The sequence below is a fragment of the Pedobacter sp. 05T44 genome, assembly GCF_056395985.1.
Window position 1 is genome coordinate 1 of record NZ_JBFTKO010000008.1, and the last position, 20,481, is coordinate 20,481.

General features: G+C 37.6%; 16 protein-coding genes. 9 read left to right on the forward strand and 7 right to left on the reverse strand.

The window, feature by feature from the left end; translation table 11 throughout:
* Positions 1 to 181 precede the first annotated feature (181 nt).
* Positions 182 to 2,797 carry a cyanophycin synthetase gene (gene cphA / locus AC1DDK_RS13775; protein WP_172661849.1) on the reverse strand — a complete coding sequence of 872 codons (2,616 nt, stop codon included), beginning with the start codon at positions 2,795 to 2,797 and terminating at the stop codon, positions 182 to 184.
* A 361-nt stretch (positions 2,798 to 3,158) separates the two neighbouring features.
* On the opposite strand from cphA, the gene AC1DDK_RS13780 reads away from it, so the two are divergent.
* The 5 genes from AC1DDK_RS13780 to AC1DDK_RS13800 all read left to right on the forward strand — a co-directional run bounded on the left by AC1DDK_RS13780 (position 3,159) and on the right by AC1DDK_RS13800 (position 10,660).
* The gene (locus AC1DDK_RS13780; RefSeq protein ID WP_172661848.1) at positions 3,159 to 4,034 is read left to right on the forward strand and encodes a cyanophycinase; all 876 of its coding nucleotides are present in this window, start codon (positions 3,159 to 3,161) and stop codon (positions 4,032 to 4,034) included.
* Between the two features lies 1 nt (position 4,035).
* Complete coding sequence (locus tag AC1DDK_RS13785) at positions 4,036 to 4,878, forward strand: isoaspartyl peptidase/L-asparaginase (protein WP_172661847.1); 843 nt, start codon at positions 4,036 to 4,038, stop codon at positions 4,876 to 4,878.
* 140 nt (positions 4,879 to 5,018) lie between these two features.
* A complete protein-coding gene (locus tag AC1DDK_RS13790) occupies positions 5,019 to 7,550 on the forward strand; it encodes a phosphocholine-specific phospholipase C (protein WP_172661889.1) in 2,532 nt (843 codons plus the stop codon).
* A gap of 53 nt (positions 7,551 to 7,603) precedes the next feature.
* Positions 7,604 to 8,308, forward strand: coding sequence for a tetratricopeptide repeat protein (locus tag AC1DDK_RS13795; RefSeq protein WP_172661846.1), 705 nt, complete (start codon positions 7,604 to 7,606; stop codon positions 8,306 to 8,308).
* 162 nt (positions 8,309 to 8,470) lie between these two features.
* On the forward strand, positions 8,471 to 10,660 hold the full coding sequence (locus tag AC1DDK_RS13800; RefSeq protein ID WP_288884347.1) for a carboxy terminal-processing peptidase: 2,190 nt from the start codon (positions 8,471 to 8,473) through the stop codon (positions 10,658 to 10,660).
* Between the two features lie 71 nt (positions 10,661 to 10,731).
* On the opposite strand, the gene AC1DDK_RS13805 is transcribed toward AC1DDK_RS13800, so the two are convergent.
* Positions 10,732 to 11,664: an SPFH domain-containing protein gene (locus tag AC1DDK_RS13805; protein ID WP_172661844.1), complete on the reverse strand. Its 933-nt coding sequence runs from the start codon at positions 11,662 to 11,664 to the stop codon at positions 10,732 to 10,734.
* A gap of 22 nt (positions 11,665 to 11,686) precedes the next feature.
* Between AC1DDK_RS13805 and AC1DDK_RS13810 the strand changes: the two genes are divergently transcribed.
* Positions 11,687 to 11,944 carry a hypothetical protein gene (locus tag AC1DDK_RS13810; protein ID WP_246269628.1) on the forward strand — a complete coding sequence of 86 codons (258 nt, stop codon included), beginning with the start codon at positions 11,687 to 11,689 and terminating at the stop codon, positions 11,942 to 11,944.
* On the opposite strand, the gene AC1DDK_RS13815 is transcribed toward AC1DDK_RS13810, so the two are convergent.
* Both AC1DDK_RS13815 and AC1DDK_RS13820 read right to left on the reverse strand, forming a co-directional pair.
* The gene (locus AC1DDK_RS13815) at positions 11,941 to 13,053 is read right to left on the reverse strand and encodes a CapA family protein (protein ID WP_288884276.1); all 1,113 of its coding nucleotides are present in this window, start codon (positions 13,051 to 13,053) and stop codon (positions 11,941 to 11,943) included. The two genes, AC1DDK_RS13810 and AC1DDK_RS13815, sit on opposite strands and share 4 nt — an antisense overlap.
* 69 nt (positions 13,054 to 13,122) lie before the next feature.
* On the reverse strand, positions 13,123 to 13,677 hold the full coding sequence (locus tag AC1DDK_RS13820; RefSeq protein WP_172661842.1) for a C40 family peptidase: 555 nt from the start codon (positions 13,675 to 13,677) through the stop codon (positions 13,123 to 13,125).
* A 233-nt stretch (positions 13,678 to 13,910) separates the two neighbouring features.
* Between AC1DDK_RS13820 and pdhA the strand changes: the two genes are divergently transcribed.
* The 3 genes from pdhA to hisS all read left to right on the forward strand — a co-directional run bounded on the left by pdhA (position 13,911) and on the right by hisS (position 18,073).
* Positions 13,911 to 14,906 carry a pyruvate dehydrogenase (acetyl-transferring) E1 component subunit alpha gene (pdhA, locus tag AC1DDK_RS13825; protein ID WP_172661841.1) on the forward strand — a complete coding sequence of 332 codons (996 nt, stop codon included), beginning with the start codon at positions 13,911 to 13,913 and terminating at the stop codon, positions 14,904 to 14,906.
* A gap of 29 nt (positions 14,907 to 14,935) precedes the next feature.
* Positions 14,936 to 16,588 carry a pyruvate dehydrogenase complex dihydrolipoamide acetyltransferase gene (locus AC1DDK_RS13830; protein WP_337717288.1) on the forward strand — a complete coding sequence of 551 codons (1,653 nt, stop codon included), beginning with the start codon at positions 14,936 to 14,938 and terminating at the stop codon, positions 16,586 to 16,588.
* A gap of 96 nt (positions 16,589 to 16,684) precedes the next feature.
* Positions 16,685 to 18,073 carry a histidine--tRNA ligase gene (gene hisS, locus AC1DDK_RS13835; protein ID WP_337717291.1) on the forward strand — a complete coding sequence of 463 codons (1,389 nt, stop codon included), beginning with the start codon at positions 16,685 to 16,687 and terminating at the stop codon, positions 18,071 to 18,073.
* Here hisS and AC1DDK_RS13840 read toward each other — a convergent pair.
* From AC1DDK_RS13840 to AC1DDK_RS13850, 3 genes are all read right to left on the reverse strand, one after another.
* The gene (locus AC1DDK_RS13840) at positions 18,066 to 18,542 is read right to left on the reverse strand and encodes a nuclear transport factor 2 family protein (RefSeq protein WP_288884278.1); all 477 of its coding nucleotides are present in this window, start codon (positions 18,540 to 18,542) and stop codon (positions 18,066 to 18,068) included. The two genes, hisS and AC1DDK_RS13840, sit on opposite strands and share 8 nt — an antisense overlap.
* Positions 18,543 to 18,562: 20 nt before the next feature.
* Positions 18,563 to 18,991: a response regulator transcription factor gene (locus AC1DDK_RS13845; RefSeq protein WP_235207291.1), complete on the reverse strand. Its 429-nt coding sequence runs from the start codon at positions 18,989 to 18,991 to the stop codon at positions 18,563 to 18,565.
* 183 nt (positions 18,992 to 19,174) lie between these two features.
* On the reverse strand, positions 19,175 to 20,476 hold the full coding sequence (locus AC1DDK_RS13850) for an ABC1 kinase family protein (RefSeq protein ID WP_477633945.1): 1,302 nt from the start codon (positions 20,474 to 20,476) through the stop codon (positions 19,175 to 19,177).
* Between the last annotated feature and the right edge of the window lie 5 nt (positions 20,477 to 20,481).

The window sequence follows — 20,481 nt, forward strand, 5'->3', positions numbered from 1 at the left end:
CCAATATCTTATTGATTTACAGCATTTAATATACTTAAAACCAACGAGAATTGCAAATAAATAATTGATAATCAGATAGTTGAAACAAAATTAAGCTTGCCTAAAAATAAAAAAAGTCGGAAGAGTTAATCTTCCGACCATTCGTGGGAGATTCCCGGCCTTTTTATGATGTACTATTTTTTTAAACCCCGAATTCTTTATCTAAGTATTCAGAAACTTTAACAATAGCATTGTCAATAGTATCACTTAAAATGGTAACATATGATCCTGATTTTGCAGTTGCTATAATATATTTCAAGCAATCATTTCCATTATTATTGATAATGATTTCCATGTTTGGCTTTATTTCATGGATTCCGTCTATCAACAGATTAATTATTTCTTGTTGATCACGACCTCTCAGGTATTTCTCCTGACAGATAATGATTTTATCAAACATCTGTGCAGCAATTCGGGCAGTCTCTTTTATGTCTTCATCTCTCCTGTCGCCAGTGCCTGATATTACTCCTACATGTTCGGTTGCTTCAATGGTTTGTAAGTAGGCTTTTATTCCGTTAAAGCCATCAGGGTTATGAGCAAAATCAACCAGGATCTTGAACTCCTTAAATTTAAAGGTATTCATTCTGCCCGGTGTTTGAGCTGCCGAAGGTATAAATGTTTCTAACGACATTCTGATATCTTCGATTTTATATCCCCATAAAAATGTAGCAAGGGTAGCTGCGAGGACATTCTGGATCATAAAATCAACGCTGCCACCAAAAGTCAATGGGATGTGGGTAACCTTCTCTACCCTTATTTTCCAGTCGCCCTTCTTGATAGTGATGTACCCGTTCTCATAAATAGCGGCAATACCACCTTTTTTACAATGTTCTTTAATAACGGGATTTTTCTCGTCCATGCTAAAATAAGCGACATTGCTATCTGCATTGTTCGCGATTTTTATACAATATTTGTTATCTGCATTAAGTACGCTCCATCCGGTTCGTTTTACTGCACCAATTACTACTTCTTTTACCCTGCAAAGATCATCTAGTGTATGGATGTCGGATATTCCAAGGTGATCCTCCTGAATATTGGTAACAACACCGATGTCACACTTGTTAAATCCTAGCCCGGCTCTCAAAATACCTCCACGGGCAGTTTCTAATACCGCAAATTCTACAGTAGGGTCTCTTAAAATAAACTCTGCACTAACTGGACCAGTTGTATCGCCTTTCATGAGTTTTGTATTTTGCACGTAAATCCCATCTGATGTTGTAAAGCCAACCCTGGTTCCATTGCTTTTAACAATATGAGCGATTAATCTTGTAGTGGTAGTTTTTCCATTGGTTCCTGTAACCGCAATAATTGGAATCCTTGCGTCCTTGCCTGGCGGATATAGCATGTCAATAACAGGGGCGGCTACGTTTCTTGGTAAGCCCTCACTAGGCGCAAGGTGCATTCTGAAACCAGGAGCTGCATTTACTTCTAAAACAACCCCTCCGTTTTCTGGAAGTGGCTGGGTTAAGTTTTCGGCCATGATGTCTATACCACAAATATCTAAGCCAATTATTCTTGAAATGCGCTCACTAATAAAAACGTTTTGCGGATGAACAAGATCTGTAACATCAATTGACGTACCACCTGTACTTAAGTTTGCCGTTGATTTTAGATAAACTGTTTCACCCTGTGGAGGTATAGAATCTAATGTGTAATCCTTTTTTGCCAGTAAGTCTAAGGTATCCCTGTCGACCGTAATTTCAGTTAGGACGTTTTCATGGCCATAACCTCTTCGTGGGTCTTCATTTTCTTTGTCTATCAATTGCTGAACAGTATCTTGTCCGTTGCCGGTGATATGTGCCGGAACTCGCAGAGCAGCTGCAACCATTTTATGATCAATTACCAGTACCCTGAAATCGTATCCGGTAATAAACCGTTCAATGATTATTCTTCTTGAATAATTCTTAGCATATTCAAAAGCTTCAGTGGCCGCCTTAACAGTTTTGACATTTATAGTGGCACCTCTGCCATGATTTCCATCCAGTGGTTTAAATACCAGTGGGAAGCCTACCTTTTTTATAGCATCGGGAAGGTCCTCGATGTCTGATATGGTCACTCCTTTAGCAACTGGAATAGCAGAATCCTGTAACAGTCTCTTAGTTTCATCTTTATTGCCGGCAATATCAACCGCTATGCTGTTGGTTTTTTCCGTCATGGTAGCGCGAAAGCGAACCTGATTTTTACCATATCCCAACTGGACCAGGGAACTTTTATTTAACCTTATCCACGGGATATCTCTTGAGATTGCTTCAGCTACAATAGAACCTGTACTTGGGCCCAGTCTTTCCATTTCTCTAAGCTCACGCATGCGTTGTATATCTGTTTCCAGATCGTATTCATGGTTGTTTATTAATGCTTCAGCAATTTGAACAGAGGCTTCGGCAGCATAAATTCCTGCCTTTTCTTCAATGTAACTAAATACGACATTATAAATGCCTTCCGTTTTGGTTTGTCGGGTCCTTCCGAATCCAGTGTCCATACCTGCCAGGGTTTGAATTTCTAATGCAATATGTTCAATTACATGACCCATCCAGGTGCCTTCCTCAATCCTTGCTAAAAAACCACCTGGTTCGCCCTTGGAGCATCGATGAGTTTGCAAGGTTGGGATCAATTTTTCAATACGTTCTCTAAAACCATCGATAAGATTGGTAGGCCTCTGCTCCATTTCCCCAAGATCCAGCCTCATCTGAATCAACTTTTTTCTGTTTATCGACCAAATGTTTGGTCCACGAAGCACCTGTATGCCTAATATTTTCATTGGTATAAATTTGTTCTTTAATGATTAAATCCACCTAGCGTTAGTTCTATAACACGCTAAGCTTAAATAAGTTTGTTGTTTACTGTTGCTCTCTTTGAAGAAAATGCCCTTGGCTTTTTTACAGCATATTTTTAAAAGTATTTCGAACTTTTACCCGGATTACTTTATGCTTTAAATGGAGAGATTAAAGTATAAAAATTTTCTGAGAATTATGCAGTTGTTAATCCAATTTGTTGTGAATATATTTTATATAAATAATTTGGAAGTAAAGTTTAAATAATGAAATTGTTAATTGKGTTAAAATTGCATTACAAATCAATTTTATCTAAGTTTGGCCCTATTGGAAATATAAATATTTAAAATGACTCCGAAGGGTAAATTAATTATTATAGGGGGTGCAATAAATACCGGAAGTTTTACCGAAACTCAGTTCGGGTTGCCCCAAAATATGAACTTTTTTGAAAGGGGTATTTTAAAGAAAATCACTGTTGAATCTGTAAGAGATAGTAAATCCAGATTTGAAATCATTACCACAGCCTCCCTTATTCCAGAGAAAGTCGGAGAAGAATATATAAAGGCATTTGCACAGCTTGATGTACATGACGTTGGTGTATTAAATATTAGTAGTCGGGAACAAGCTAATTCAAATGAGAATTGCGAGAGGGTTAAGGCGGCTGATGTAATTATATTTACAGGAGGAGATCAGCTTCGCTTGTCATCCATATTTGGAGGGACATCGATTCATCAGATCTTATTAGATAAGTATCAGAATGAACCTGTAGTAATTGCGGGGACATCAGCAGGAGCTGCAGCATCTTCAAAAAATATGATCTATCAGGGAAGTTCCAAGGATGCACTTTTGAAAGGAGAGGTGAAAATTACCGGCGGACTAGGGTTTATCGATGGTGTAATTGTAGATACACATTTTGTCCAAAGAGGTAGAATCGGTCGTCTGTTATATGCTACAGCAAGTAATCCGGGGATTCTGGGTATAGGGTTAGGTGAAGATACAGGATTGTATATTTCGGAAGGAAATAAGATGGAAGCTATAGGCAGTGGAATGGTCATTTTGGTTGATGGCAGAGATATGGCCGATACCAATTTAACAGATGTTGAGATGGGGCAGCCGGTTTCTATTAAAAATATGATTGTACATGTGATGTGTGATGGAGATACCTATAACCTTACTGAGCATAAGTTGACCATTCATCACCCAAAGGTTGTTTCAACAGATTAGGATGAAAGTAATTATACATGGCGGTTTTTTTAGCGAATCTGGTACCAATCAGGAAACAAAAAAGTCAAAGCAACAAGCCTTGGCTTCTATAGTTAGCCAAGCCCATAATTATTTGAAAACACATACGGCATTAGAAACGGTAGTTTATGCCGTTAGTTTGCTTGAAGATGACCAATTGTTTAATGCAGGTTTGGGATCCCAGATACAAAGTGACGGCAAGGTGCGTTTAAGTGCATCTTTAATGGATGGTAAAACTCAAAAATTTAGTGGGGTTATCAATATTGAGGACATAAAAAATCCTATTCAGGTTTCTGAGAAATTACTCAAGTATGAAGACAGGGTATTAAGTGGTGAAGGAGCATGTGCTTTTGCCGCCAAAAACGGCTTTGACTATTTTGATCCTATTACCCCCCAAAGACAACAAGAGTACGAGGCAAAATTGAACCAGCAGGAAAGGAAAGGAACTGTAGGTTGTGTGGCATTGGACGCTGATGGCAATATTGCTGCGGCAACTTCGACAGGGGGAAAGGGCTTTGAAATCCCATGCAGAGTAAGTGACTCTGCCACTGTAGCGGGAAATTTTGCAAATCAGTTTGCTGGTATTTCTTGTACGGGTGTGGGAGAGGATATTGTTAACGTTGCTATGGCAGCAAAAATAGTTACTCGTGTAACGGATGGGTTTAGTCTGAAAGATGCTTGTGATAAATCTTTTGCAGAGTTGAAACTTATTGATGGTTTTGCAGGTGTAATAGGGATTTCATCAAAAGGAGAAATTTATCACTTAGACTCTCATCCTTATATGGTTTGGGCTGCTTTTGATGACAGGTTGCAGGTATTTCCCTAATAACACATCGCTGGTTGTGATAACGTAACAGTTATAATACTGTTTTTCTTATAGATTAACTACGCGCTAACATTAATTTTAATTTCGTGAAAGATATTTGACCTGTGACGTTGTCGCACGAAAACTTAATTATGAACGAAATTGACTCACGCAGAGACTTTTTAAAAAAGGTAGCGTTATTATCAGGCAGTACGGCCATCGCAACCATGATGCCTTCTGCAATACAAAGGGCTTTTGCTATAAATCCGGAAATAGGTAGTACCTATCTTGATGCCGAACATGTGGTTATACTAATGCAGGAGAACCGCTCCTTTGATCACTGTTTTGGAACCTTGCAGGGAGTAAGAGGGTTTAATGATCCACGCGCTGTTTACCTGCCGGATAAAAAACCTGTATGGTTGCAAACGGATGCAACTGGTAGTACCTACTCGCCATTTCGATTAAATATAAAAGATACAAAAGTTACATGGATGGGAGATCTCCCTCATTCGAGAGCTAGCCAAGTAGATGCTAATAATTTTGGGAAATATGATAAATGGCTCCCAGCAAAACGATCGGGGAATAAAGCATATGCGGATATGCCTTTAACATTAGGCTATTATACCCGTGAGGACTTACCATTTAATTATAGCATGGCCGACGCTTTTACGGTATGTGACCAGAACTTTTGCTCTGCAATGACCAGTACTACACCTAATCGTTCATTTTTTTGGACGGGCAAAATTACTCATGATGAGAATGACATTCCTAAAGCCAACATCAGAAATACAGATTTTGGTTATGGGAATATGCCATGGAGTACTTTTCCGGAACTGTTGGAAGAGAATAATATCCCCTGGAAATTTTATCAAAATGATTTAAGCTGTGGAGGTGGATTTATCGGTGAAGAAAGGTCCTGGTTGTCAAACTTCGGGTGTAATCTTTTGGAATTCTTTAAAGCTTATAATGTTAAATTCTCCGAGCGGTATATACAAAATCTACAGAAGCAAGCGGAAGAGCTTCCCGGAGAGATTAATAAATTGCAGGAAAGAACTCCATCTAGTGAAGAGGATGGGAAAAAGGCTCTTGAAAGCGTTCGAAAAAAGCAGGAAGTGTTGGATAATGCTCGTAGTGAACTTTCGAAGTGGAACAAGGAAAGTTATGAAAAGCTATCGGAGAAAGAAAAGAACCTTTACAAAAGAGCTTTTGTAATCAATTCCGGAGATCCTGATTTTCGATCTATTACCGCTTTAACCTATAATGATCAAAGCGAACAACGAAAGGTGACTGTGCCAAAAGGAGATTTGCTTCATCAATTCAGGCAAGATGTAAATACTGGAAAACTGCCGGTTGTGTCATGGCTTGCAGGACCCCAAAACTTTTCGGATCATCCAAGTGCTCCATGGTATGGGGCATGGTATGTGTCAGAGATTTTGGATATTCTAACTAAGAATCCTGAAGTTTGGAAGAAAACAATATTCATTGTTACATATGACGAAAACGATGGTTATTTTGACCATGTTCCCCCTTTTTCGATTTCAGATGCTAAATTACCAGGAACCGGAAAATGTTCTGTAGGTATAGAAACTGAGATAGAACATGTACGTTTGGAAAACGAGTTAAAACAGGGAATTCCTAAAAGTCAGGCGCGCGAAGCTCCTATAGGTTTAGGTTTTAGGGTGCCGATGGTTATTGCATCTCCCTGGACTAGAGGAGGTAAGGTGTGTTCACAGGTTTTTGACCATACTTCAACCTTACAATTTTTGGAAGGATTTGTAAATAAGAAATTCAAAAAGAATATAAAGCTTGATAATATTAGCGAATGGCGTCGGACAATTTGTGGGGATCTTACCTCTGCTTTTACTCCTTATAATGGCGATAAATTAGAAAAGATCGCTTTTCTTGACAGGAATAAAAATGTTGAAACCATATATAATGCTAAATTTAAAGGTAATCCCATAGGATTCAAAAAACTTTCGGATGCGGAGATCAGGAAAATTGAAGGCCAAAAGGCAGGAATGTTGATTCAGGAAAAAGGAATACGCTCATCTTGCGCCTTGCCTTATGAACTATATGTTGACGGAGGGCTAAGTGAGGACAAGACAGGTTTTGAGATCAATTTCATGTCTGGGAATAGGGTTTTCGATAAAAAAGCACTTGGATCTCCATTTACTGTAAGTGTCCCTGTCAAGTACAACGACGAAATAAGTAAAGATGAAATCTCCAGAAATTGGTCATTCGCTGTCTCTGCTGGAGATCATTTAAATTATAGCTGGCCTGTTAATGCATTTGAAAGTGGTGTCTATCATCTCCGCATTCATGGGCCTAATGGGTTTTATAGAGAGTTTATTGGAAACAAGAATAATCCGCAAGTAAGGTTACATGCTAATTATGAGCATAATCGACTTAATCCGGCTAAGTTGACTGGCAATATTAAACTTGATATTGTTAATAATGGAGCGACAGCTCAGACATTGATTATAATAGACAATAGTTATGGCAAAGGTCGCCAAACTAAATTAGTTGCGGCTGGCAGTAAGACGAGCATTGTTCTGGACCTTTCAAAATCTTACCATTGGTACGATATCAGTGTAAAACTACAAGGAAACGATGTTTTTGAAGAGCGGTTTGCGGGAAGAGTAGAAAGCGGTATTGAAGCTAAAACAGACCCCCTAATGGGTGGGATTGTCTAGGGTTGATAAAGATGATATAGTGTTGTTTATTACTTTTGTTATATCTTTACCATATGAACAAGAGTTGGTTAGCAATCATTTTTCTGATTATATCAAATCAAGCGATGACCCAAACCAGTCATTTTCTGCCTCAGCAGCCCCCTCAGGGAAGTGGAGCTATAAATATTGTGGTATCCAATCTGGATGAGAACGAAGGAGATACATATTTTGCTGAAGCTGAGAAAAATGAACGAAATGGAGAACTTAACGAAGCAGTAACCTTATTTGGGAAAGCGGCTTTTGAATATAATAGTGCTAAACAATTTGCCCGTTATGGTGAGGCTTTGATGAGATTAAGTAACGTTCATTATCAGTTGGCTCATTTTAGTGAAGCAGAACAAGTGGTTTTAAATGTTGCCTTAAAAAATTACTCAAAAATCGGGAGCCGAAATGGTCAAATGGAGTCTTATAGCCAGTTGGGTAGAATTTATCTGGCATTGAATAAGCCTACTCAGTCTTTATGGTTTTATACCCAGCAAGGGATATTGGCAAAGCAAATAGGTAATAGTTCCGCTTATATAGAGTCTGTGTTGGGCGCCGCGAATGTAAAAATCAGAAAAAAAGAATACACTTTAGCAACTAAAGATATTAATAGAGCTGAGCTTTTAGCAAAAGCTGCAAATACCAATGAATTCAAAAATCAGATTAAAGAGGCACGATCTATGCTCCCTGCACTAGCAGCCACTAAAACGGTAAAGAAATCATCAAAAAAGAAATAAAAATACATAATTGTAATCTTCTGTATTTGAAGGTGTTTTTAGTTTAGTTTTTTTAATAGTATTTCCATAACTTTCGTAAGTTTACAGAAAAGAGACAGTATTATTACTGTCTCTTTTCTGTTTATTTATGAAATTGGTATCATATTAGTGTGTAATTATAAAATGGATTTTAAATTAGTAAAAGAGATGTTGAAAAGAATATTATTGGTAACCTTTACCGCAGCTGTACTCGCATGTCATGCATCACCGCAACCTCAGCAAATGGTTCAGGGTGTAAGTAATATTGTGCCCGATGAAAAACAAGCACTGGTATGCAAAGAAATAGTTACGCTTATTGAAAACTGGAATTACAAAAAAATAAAAGTTAATGATTCAATATCTTCTTTGATTTTGGATAAATATATAAAGGATCTTGATCCTTATAAGTATTACTTCTTATCATCAGACATAAAAGAGTTTGAAAAATTTAGGTTTTCTTTAGATGATGATTTTAGGAGTGGAAATCTAAATGCCCCTTTTTATATATTTAATGTTTATCTGAAAAGATATAACGAATGGCTGGCATATTCTTTAAATCAGATAAAAGCTAAGTATGATTTCAATCAAAATGATACCTATACTTTTGATCGTGAAAAAATGCCGTGGGCAACGTCTTCAACAGCTTTGAACGATATCTGGAAAAAGAAAGTAAAATATGAGCTTGTTAACCTAAGAATTGCAGGCACAACCGAAGCTAAAAATGTTGAAACCTTAACCAAGAGGTATCAGAATTTAAAGTCGCAGGCATCTAAAGTTAATAATCAGGATATATTCCAGACCATTATGGATGCCTTTACAGAGACAATAGATCCGCATACTAATTACTTTAATCCGGCCAATGCACAGGCCTTTAATGAAGACATGGCTCGCTCATTTGAAGGTATAGGAGCACGATTGCAATTGGAGAATGAGGTGCTTAAAATTTCAGAGATCATTCCTGGAGGCCCGGCTTTTAAAAGCAAACTGCTAAGTGCAGGAGATAGAATCGTTGGTGTAGCACAAGGAAATGCTGAATTTGAAGATATCATTGGATGGAGAATAGAAAACTCTGTAGCAAAAATTAAGGGTCCTAAAGGAACTAAAGTTAGATTGAAAATAATTCCTGTAGGAATGGATCTTTCTTCGAAACCGGTGATTGTTGAGTTGCTGAGGGAAAAGATTGTTATGGAAGAACAATCTGCTAAGAAAAAAGTTAAAACAATACAATCTAACGGGCAGCCATATAAGATTGGTATCATTACGGTTCCGGCATTTTATGCGGATTTCAAAGCTGCTAGAGCCGGAGATCCTAACTATAAAAGTACAACCCGTGATGTAAGATTATTAATTGATACCCTTAAAAATCGTGATAAGGTTGATGCAATAGTTATGGATCTAAGAGCCAACGGTGGAGGCTCTCTGGTAGAAGCTATTGATCTTACGGGCTTATTTATTGATAAAGGGCCTGTTGTGCAGGTTAAAGATCTTAAAGGGGGGATTGAAGTTAATGAGGATACAAATGCAGGTGCAATTTGGGAAGGACCTTTTGGTGTAATGGTTGATAGATTGAGTGCCTCTGCTTCGGAGATTTTTGCGGGTGCAATTCAAGATTATGGACGTGGAATTATCATGGGAACTCAGACTTACGGTAAGGGAACCGTACAATCTTCGATTGACATGAATCAGCTTGTAAATCCGTCGATCCTGCAAAGACTTGCTGCTTTAGTAGGTAAAAATGTAGCAGGCGGAGCTGCGGGTAAAGATGGAGTTGCTCCACCTCAACTCGGTCAGATCAATTTAACAATGGCTAAATTCTATCGTGTAACGGGTAGCAGTACACAGCATAAGGGTGTAATGCCTGATATAGTGTTCCCTTCTGTATATCCAATGGATAAAATTGGAGAAGACACTGAGAAATCAGCATTACCTTGGGATGAAGTGAAGAAATCTAATTTTATGGCAGTTGCAGATCTTAATCCTATTAAACCAGAATTGATCAAACTTCATCAGGAAAGAATGGCTAAGTCTTTAGATTACAAGATACTTAACCAGGATATAGCTGACATGAAGAACAGAGAAAAAGAGGTTTCGATAACTTTAAATGAAAGCAAACTTAAAGCAGAGCGCGACAGTCTTGAAGCTAAATCGCTAGAGAAAACAAATCTGTTGAGGGCAGAAAGAGGACTTGCTCCAATAAAGAAAGGCGCCAAAATTGCTAAGGAAGAAAGCTTTGATTTTGTTGAAGAAGAGAGTTTAAAAGTAATGCTTGATTTTATGAAGTCAGCAAATCCTAAAGATAAGAGTGTTGTTAAAACTGTAAAAGAATTCCAATAAAGGATTATTTGTAGTTTTACGAAAAAGAGCCTTGATTTTCAAGGCTCTTTTTTTAGACCATCTTCCTATATTTATTTCTTATTGTCAGAGGTCTTTTGCATCTGCATGGCCATCATTTCTTTCATTGTTCGATTCATACCTTCAGTAGATCCATCAAGGAAAATAACATTGCCTTCACTGTTCTCGGCAAATTGTTTAATAGATTCTGTCCACATAGTAAAAAGAATAACTGATATATCAAGATTAGCCTCTTCCATTTCTTGTGCGGCTTTGGTCATACCATGTGCAACTTCTGCACGAAACAGCGCAATACCCTGACCTCTAAGCTGGGCAGCCTCACGTTCTGCAGCAGCAGCAATTTTAATAGCATTACCGTCTGCCTCAGCACCCTTGGTTTTTGTAATTAATAAAGCCTGGCCTTCGTTTTCGGCAGCAGCTTTTAGATTGTTTGAGGCCACAACGCGACTCATAGAGCGCATAATTTCTTCATCGAATGTAATGTCGTTAAGTTGCAGATCCTGTAAGTGATAGCCCCAGCTTTCTAGTACCTGATCTATCTGATGCTTAACATGGTCAACAATTTCGTTTCTCTGTGCAAGCACATTTGCTTGTTTTTGGGTGGCAACATATGCCCTTATGGAGCCCTCTATAGTACGAATTAGGGCTTGCATTAAGTTTGTAGAATCTACAAATTTGAAGGCAACGTTTTTAATCGTCTCCTCGTCATGATTAATTACAGAGTATAGCAACATGGCCTTAAAGTATACATTGGCCTGATCTTGTGTTACTGCCTGGAAAGAAAGCTCCACAGATCTGTTTTGTATTGAAATTCTGGAGTGAATATTCTCAATAAGGGGTATTTTTAAGCTTAGTCCCGGGCTTAATAATCTTCTGTATTTTCCGAAAATAGTTACTACTGCAATTGTGCCTTGTTTAACCGTTACAAATGAACTGATTAATATCACAGCTGCGATAAAAAGGATAATGTAAAAAGTGTATTCCATAGCGTTATAATTAATTAGAATAATGAATAAGTCAAGGTACGAACAATCGGGCACAGATATTGTATTAGTAACTAATGTAACTAAAATTTACCTTATGAATGTTAAACGAACTTTTGGAACTATCTTAACTGTTTTGGGAATAATAGCGCTTATTTATGCTGGGTACGGATATGTTCAACATAGCATTCAGACAAGAGAATTGATTGTAGTTGCCATTATTGGTATTATTTTCTTTGTGTCTGGTATAGGCTTAATAAAGAATACAAAGGACGAAGCTTAGTTCTTTTTTAATTCAATGCGTCCATTTGCAGAGAAAGTTAACTGATGCTCGGGGAAGTCAGTATTGGTTAACCACTGGATCTTTTTAAAGGCAGTGTAATTGTTGTCTATAGTTAAATTGTGGATTTTATCTTGTTTTACTGAAATGATGTCTGCGAGAATAAAATCGCCGTTCGACTTGATCTTAAGCTGTAATAATGGAGCAAATCCGTTAGGCCCTTTAAGACTAAACATTCCATAAGTACAGAAGTTACCAAGGCTATATGCAATGAACTTGTTTTTATACACTTCTACTGCCCTGGTAACATGCGGACCATGACCAAGAACTACATCTGCTCCCGCATCTATTACACCATGTGCAAACGCATATACGTTACCTCTGTTCTCTTCATAAAATATTTCATCGGCTCTGAGAACGTGTTCAAATTTAGCTCCTTCGCCACCACCATGAAAGGAGACAATAACAATGTCAACTTGTGCTTTTAATCTTGAAACGAGTGATTTTGCACTGTCAAGATTATTAATAGAAACGGTGTTTTCATTAGGGGCAAATGCGCAGAAAGCATATTTGATACTATCTTTTTCAAAAATTACTGAAGGGTGCGACTGCAGGCCTGCGTAATTTATATTTAGTGAATCAAGAATTGTGGTTGTTCTCTTCCTGCCCTTAAAGCCAAAATCACCGACATGATTATTTGCAACACTTAGTAAATTGAAACCAGCATTTTTTATAATTACCGCATATCTTTCGGGCATTCTAAAAGCAAAACAACTATTTCCGGTCGTATCCTTGCATTTTGTAGATTTCCCACTGTTCAGGAAACATCCTTCAAGATTCCCGAAAACGATATCTCCTTTTAAAAAGGTATCTACATTTTTAAAGCTCTTTATAGCATCGCCCTTTGGTAAATTTGATTTATCAGGATAGGCTGATCCAAGCATAATATCGCCAACGCCAATTATAGAAATGGTATCTTTTTTTAAAGCTGTAGTATCCTTTTGTATGATATCCTGAATCTGTGAAAGGTCAGTAGTTGAAGCCGTGGTAGTGCAACTTGACAGGATTAAACTGATTACGATATTTAAAAGGCTTATGCTTAGAAGTCTCATTATTATTTTATAAAAAAAGTCTTCCTAAAATATTAGGAAGACTTAAATGCGTTTCTATTCAAATAGGATTTATTCTTCAATCAGATCATTCTTTACGGCATCAATTATTCTTCCGCCTTTATAAAAATATCTAGAGTAATAAGGTTCATTTAAATTACTGATTACAACACCACGCGTTGATGAAGCATGGGCAAAACGATTATCTCCCAAATAGATACCGATATGCGTAATGGTTCTGCTTTTTATTTTAAAAAATACAAGATCACCTTCTTTTAGTTCATCTTTTGGCAATGGGTCAACCATGCTGAAAATGTCTCTTGAATTTCTTAATATAGTAGTGTTGAAAACTTTATCGTAAATAGCTTTTGTAAAAGCGGAACAATCAATCCCTTTACTCGTGTTTCCCCCAAATCTGTAAGGGGTGCCAATCCATTCGTAAATGAATTTGTAGAGTTTAATATTAGAAGTTGCATCAACAGCAACACCCATCACCTGCGAAAAATACTGCGAAGCTAAATTATCGGGATCCTCTAATTTATTAGTTTCTTTTGTTTTTGTTTGTGCGTTGAGGGCCGAGAGGCTGCACAATACAATCAGGGAAGACAACAAAAACTTTTTTATCATGTTATACTGTTAAGTTTGGGTAAAAGGCACTTACACTTAAACGTACACCACTAGGGCTTATTGTTTGGATGGCAAACATATGTATTTTACAAATGTTATCCAAATGTCATAGACCTAATATTAAAAGTTATTAACATTTTTTGTAACCTTAGTGTGCATTTTACATCATTTTCTTCGATATGTTGCAATAAAGAAGTAGATTTGCTCTCGTAAATAAAAATCAACACCCAACAATGAGTGCAGTAGAAATTAATAAAGATACCTATCTGAAGTGGTTTGAGTCGATGTTGCTGATGCGCAAGTTCGAAGAAAAAACTGGACAACTATACGGACAACAGAAAATCCGTGGATTTTGTCATTTATATATTGGCCAGGAGGCCGTTGTTGCAGGAGCTATTTCTGCATTACAGCCGGAAGATTCCATGATAACTGCTTACCGTGATCATGCTCATGCTTTGGCAAAAGGCGTAAGTGCAAATAGCATTATGGCCGAGATGTATGGTAAAGCTACAGGTTGCTCAAAAGGCAAAGGTGGTTCTATGCACATGTTTAGTAAGGAATTTAATTTTTATGGTGGCCATGGTATTGTAGGTGGACAAATCCCTCTTGGAGCAGGTATTGCGTTTGCTGAAAAATATAAAGGCACTAAAAATGTAAATGTTTGCTACATGGGTGATGGAGCCGTTCGTCAGGGAGCTTTAAATGAGGCTTTCAATATGGCGATGCTTTGGAAATTACCTGTAATATTTGTTTGCGAAAACAATGGTTATGCAATGGGAACTTCTGTGGAGCGTACTACAAACATGGTTGATATTTATAAAATAGGACTAGGTTTCGATATGCCATGTGCCCCGGTAGATGGAATGGACCCTGTTGCAGTTCACAACGCAATGGATGAAGCTGCTCAACGTGCAAGAAATGGTGAAGGCCCAACTTTCTTAGAGATGAGAACTTACCGTTACCGCGGACATTCTATGTCTGACCCTGCTAAATATCGTACAAAAGACGAATTAGAAGAGTACAAAGCTAAAGATCCTATTGAAACAGTAAGAGAAGTGATTCTTAAAGAGAAATATGCTGATCAGGCATGGATCGAAGAAATTGAAAATAAAGTAAAACAGATTGTTGATGAATCTGTGAAATTTGCTGAAGAGTCTCCTTGGCCTGAAGCATCGGAATTATATACTGATGTTTATGTGCAACAAGACTACCCATACGTACAAGATTAATTTAGAACGCATTTCAATAGATATATAGAATGGCTGAAATAGTTAGAATGCCCAAAATGAGCGATACCATGACAGAAGGTGTTATGGCTAAGTGGCATAAAAAAGTTGGCGATAAAGTTAAAAGCGGCGATGTTATGGCCGAAGTGGAAACCGATAAGGCAACCATGGATTTAGAATCATATTGGGATGGTACCGTATTGTACATTGGTGTAGAAGAAGGTAAAGCTGTTCCTGTTGATGCTATTATTGCTGTAGTTGGTAAAGAGGGTGAAGATTACAAAGCTGCCCTTGACGCGGAAGGCGGTGCAACACCTGCTGCTAAAGAAGAACCTGCTGCAGATAAATCATCATCGGAGAAACCTGTTGAAGAGAAAAAGGAATCTGCCTCAGCTCCGGCAATAACTGATGCAGATTTAGAGAAACAAGGTGTTACGGTTGTTCGTATGCCTTTATTAAGTGATACTATGACTGAAGGCGTAATTGCTGAATGGCATAAAAAAGTAGGTGATAAAGTTAAAAATGATGACATCCTTGCTGACGTAGAAACCGATAAGGCTACTATGGAGGTAATGGGTTATGCTGAAGGAACTTTATTACACATTGGTGTTGAAAAAGGGCAGGCAGCTAAAGTTAATGGGATTATTGCCATTGTAGGTCCGGAAGGAACTGACATTAGTGGAATACTTAGCCAGGGCGACGCTCCGGCAAAACCTGCTGCTGATAAAAAATCTGATGCTCCAGTTGAAGAGAAATCTTCACCAGTGTCTCAGAAAGAAGAAGCTCCTCTTGCTTCAGGAAGCACTGATCGCGTAAAAGCATCTCCGTTAGCTAAAAAGATTGCCCAGGAAAAAGGAATTGACCTTAGTCAGGTTGCTGGTAGTGCAGATGGTGGACGTATTATTAAAAAAGATATTGAAAACTTTAAGCCTGCTGCCAAAGCAGCTGAATCAGGTGCCCCTGCAGAAAAATCTGCACCGGTACTTGCACAGTATTTAGGCGAAGAGAAATTCACTGAGAAACCTGTTTCTCAAATGCGTAAGGTAATTGCTAAGCGTTTAAGCGAAAGCTTATTCACTGCGCCGCATTTCTACCTTACCATGGTTATCGATATGGACGCTGCCATTGCCGCACGCACTAAGATGAATGAATTCTCGCCTGTTAAACTATCATTCAATGATTTAGTTCTAAAAGCAGTAGCTGTGGCTTTAAAACAACATCCAAATGTAAACTCTTCTTGGAGAGGAGATGCAATTCGTTACAACGAGCATGTAAACATAGGTGTAGCTATAGCTGTTGAAGATGGATTATTGGTTCCTGTAGTACGTTTTGCTGATGGAAAATCATTATCCCGTATTTCTGCTGAGGTTAAGGATTTCGCACAACGTGCAAAAGCTAAAAAATTACAGCCTGCTGATTGGGAAGGTTCAACTTTCACTGTTTCAAACTTAGGTATGTTTGGTATAGATGAATTTACTGCTATCATCAATACTCCTGATTCTTGTATTCTTGCTATAGGCGGAATCTCACAAGTACCGGTTGTTAAAAATGGTGCTGTTGTTCCAGGAAATATAATGAAGGTTACCTTAAGTTGTGATCACCGTACGGTTGATGGCGCTACAGGTGCTGCATTCCTGCAAACATTTAAAGCACTAATGGAAGAACCTGTTAGGTTATTAGTTTAATCAGAATTCTCTTCAAGGAGATTTAAATATTGAGCTTGCCTGTGTATAATACAGGCAAGCTTTTTTATGCTTGTTACTTTTTGTACTTTTGCGCTCATGTCGAATATCAAACCCTCTTTAGCTAAAGGAACCAGAGATTTTTCTCCACAGGAAATGGTAAAACGTAACTATATTTTTGATACCATTAAAATGGTGTTTAAAAAATATGGCTATGCAGAGATACAAACGCCCTCAATGGAAAATCTATCAACCTTAACTGGTAAATATGGTGATGAGGGCGATAAACTTATATTTAAGATATTAAACAGTGGTGATTTCCTTTCTAAGGTAAAGCCGGAACTGCTTTCGCAAGCAAATTCAAATGCTGTTACATCATCCATTAGCGAAAAAGCCTTACGTTACGATTTAACGGTGCCTTTTGCACGCTATGTTGTGATGCATCAGAATGATATTTCTCTCCCCTTTAAACGGTTCCAGGTACAACCTGTATGGCGTGCTGACAGACCACAGAAGGGACGTTACAGAGAGTTTTATCAGTGTGATGTGGATGTTGTTGGATCTGATAGTTTATTAAACGAGGCTGAGTTTATATTGATCTATCAGGAAGCGTTAAGCAATCTTGGGTTAAAGGACTTTACAATAAAGATCAATAACCGCAAGATATTATCAGGAATTGCTGAAGTTGTAGGTAAGCCTGAATTAATTATAGATATGACTGTTGCTATTGATAAACTTGATAAAATAGGTTTAGATGGCGTAATTAAAGAGCTATTGGAGCGTGGGTTTACTGAAGCAGATATAGATAGGTTAAAGCCGGTTATTTTGCTTGAAGGTACTAACGAACAAAAGCTGGATAGTTTAAAAACAGTATTGTCTGTTTCAGCAACAGGACTTAAAGGCGTTGAAGAGATAGAGGCGGTGTTTGACTATGTAAATTCAATGCTTAAAGCAGACTCGTCTATGAATCCGAATGTTGAATTAGATATTACGCTGGCAAGAGGATTGAATTATTATACAGGTTGCATATTTGAAGTGAAAACCAATGAGGTTTCTATGGGGAGCATTGGAGGAGGAGGAAGATATGACGATTTAACCGGTATGTTTGGTTTAAAGGGCTTAACCGGGGTTGGGGTATCTTTTGGTGCGGATAGAATTTATGATGTATTACAGGAACTGAATCTTTTCCCTGAATCTGCAGCTGCAGGCACAAAGGTTCTGATCAGTAACTTTGATAAGGAAGCCGAAAGATATGCTCTGCCAATCTTACAGCAACTGCGTGGGGCAAATATTGCTGCGGAACTATATCCATCTTCTTCGAAGCTTAAAAAGCAGATGAGCTATGCTGACGATAAACATATTCCTTACGTAATACTCATCGGAAGTGAAGAAATGAGCAATGATGTCTTAACATTGAAAAACATGAAAAGCGGGCAACAAGAAAAGCTAACTATTGCTGCTGTTGTTGAACTGTTAAAAGTTAATTAGTCTTTGAGGAAGCCATAAAGTTCTCCAAATTTCTTTTTGCTTTAGTGCTGATCTTATTTCTTAAAAAGGTTGTCCATCCTAATAAAAGCCCTGTAAATCCAAGAGCTTGTTTAGCCCATGTGTAAAAATTGAACTGGTCAGTATGTTTTGTTATTTTCCCGTTCTCTATTAGAAAGGAGGCTTTAATTCTATTAACTACCATGTTTCCTGTAGCGGAAAAAGTATAATATGCGTCCCATTCGGCGCTTCCCCCCATCTCATTTCCCGAAATATTTTTAAACTCAATTCGCATATCCTTGCCGCTTTTGATAAGCATAGCCCACATAGAACGTACCTGTTTTGCATTTAAATTAGTAAATACAGGATCGCTAAAGGTAGCACTATCGGCGTAGCAATCTTGCATAGCCTTTACGTCTTTATTTTGAAAGCTAGCGTAAAAGTGGCGGATCAATTCTTCATTTTGAGTCATAACAGCAACGTTTATCTGGTTTAGATGTAAGTTTTACCGGCCAAAATACCTTCTATTTTGTCCAAAAGATCATCAATGTCAAATGGTTTAGCAAGAAAACCATTTGGCTTGTATTCACCATGTTCAACATTTTGAGCTGTATATCTCGCAGATATCATCAATACAGGGATTTGATCCGTAGTTGCATCAGACCTAAGTGTTTTTAGCAATTCGCGGCCATCTCCATCAGGCAACATGATATCAAGAATAAGTAAATCCGGTTTAAGCTGCTCAATATGAAACATCATATCTGCGCTCTTGTTAAGGCCTGTTACATTATATGCTTCACTTTGTAAAATCAAGGTGATCACATCAAGGATAGCGTGATTATCCTCAATAACAAGTATGTTTTTGTAAATTGTAGAGCCTTTTGCCAAAATAGAGATATTTAGTAGTACAAATATATTCAAGTAGAATGATTTGTTTATTGTTTATTTGAGAAATTTGAACAAATTATTGCAATAGTATGCCTAATGGTTACTGCTGCGACGTTAAAATAATCTGGGAGTTTCATTGAACCTTTTTACATTATTAAAGTCCAAGAATAGAGTTTTAGGTTAGAATGGGTGTGGTTGTGGCGACTATGCCCTTTCTTATTTCAAATGAGGTTTGTATGTAGTTGTATTTACAATCGCTTTAAGCTCTTGTAAAATGGCATACAGACCAAAATTTGTCCGGTTTACATAAATAAAATGCTTAACGCCCCTTGCTTGTTTAAACTCAGCCATCTTAGAAATCTTTTCGCCATAGGAATATAGCCGTGCAAAAAAATCCGGATTGTCAAAATTAAATACTTCGCTTGTATATGGCCTCGCGAATAGTTCAATCATTTCACGATAAGCATGATAATAGAATTCGATCTGTTCAGCATTATCTTCCTTATGAATCATTTCTAGTTTTCGAAATGCTTCAATTGTTTTAGCTTTATCTTTAATCACATCAGTAGATATGAGTGAGAAAAAGGGATAATAGAAGTCATCGGGCATTTCTTTGATGCATCCAAAATCGATAACCCCTAGTTTTTCTTCCGGAGTGATCAAAAAATTTCCGGGATGTGGATCAGCATGAACTGCTCTTAATTCGTGTTGCTGGAAATTATAGAAGTCCCAAAGGGCCTGACCAATTTTATTTCGTAATTMCTGTGAAGGTTTTGTCTTTAAAAATTCTTTTAGATGATGACCATCTATCCAATCCATCGAGATTATTTTCTTTCCCGACAGTTCCGGGTAGTAAGTTGGGAAAACAACATTATTTAAATTTTTACAGGCTTCAGAAAACTCGATAGAACGTTTTACTTCCAGTTCATAGTCGGTTTCTTCTAATAAGCGCTCTTCAACCTCTTTAATATAAATATTCAATTCTTTCTCGCTCATACCTAATAAACGAAAAGCAAAGGGCTTTACCATTTTAAGATCAGAAGAGATGCTATCGCCAACACCTGGGTATTGAATTTTCACTGCAAGTTTTTTCCCCTTTAATTCAGCAGTATGAACTTGGCCGATTGATGCGGCATTGGTTGATCTGAGATTAAATTTGTCGTAGATTTTTTCTGGAGTTTTCCCAAAGCTTTTGGTAAAAGTTCTTACAATAAGTGGCCCTGACAGTGGAGGAGCATTATATTGTGATTGTGTAAACTTATCAATATAAGATTTAGGCAGGATATTTTTATCCATGCTTAACATTTGGGCAATCTTTAATGCACTTCCTTTTAGTTCACTAAGTGATTTATAAATGTCTGTAGCATTGTCTTCATTTAACTCATCATTAGTCAGTTGTGGATTAAATAGTTTCTTAGAATAGTGTTTGATGTAGTTGCCACCGATCTGAAATCCTGTTTTTACAAATTTTGCTGACCTCTGCGTTTTAGTTACCGGGATACTGCTTTGCTCTTTCATTTGAT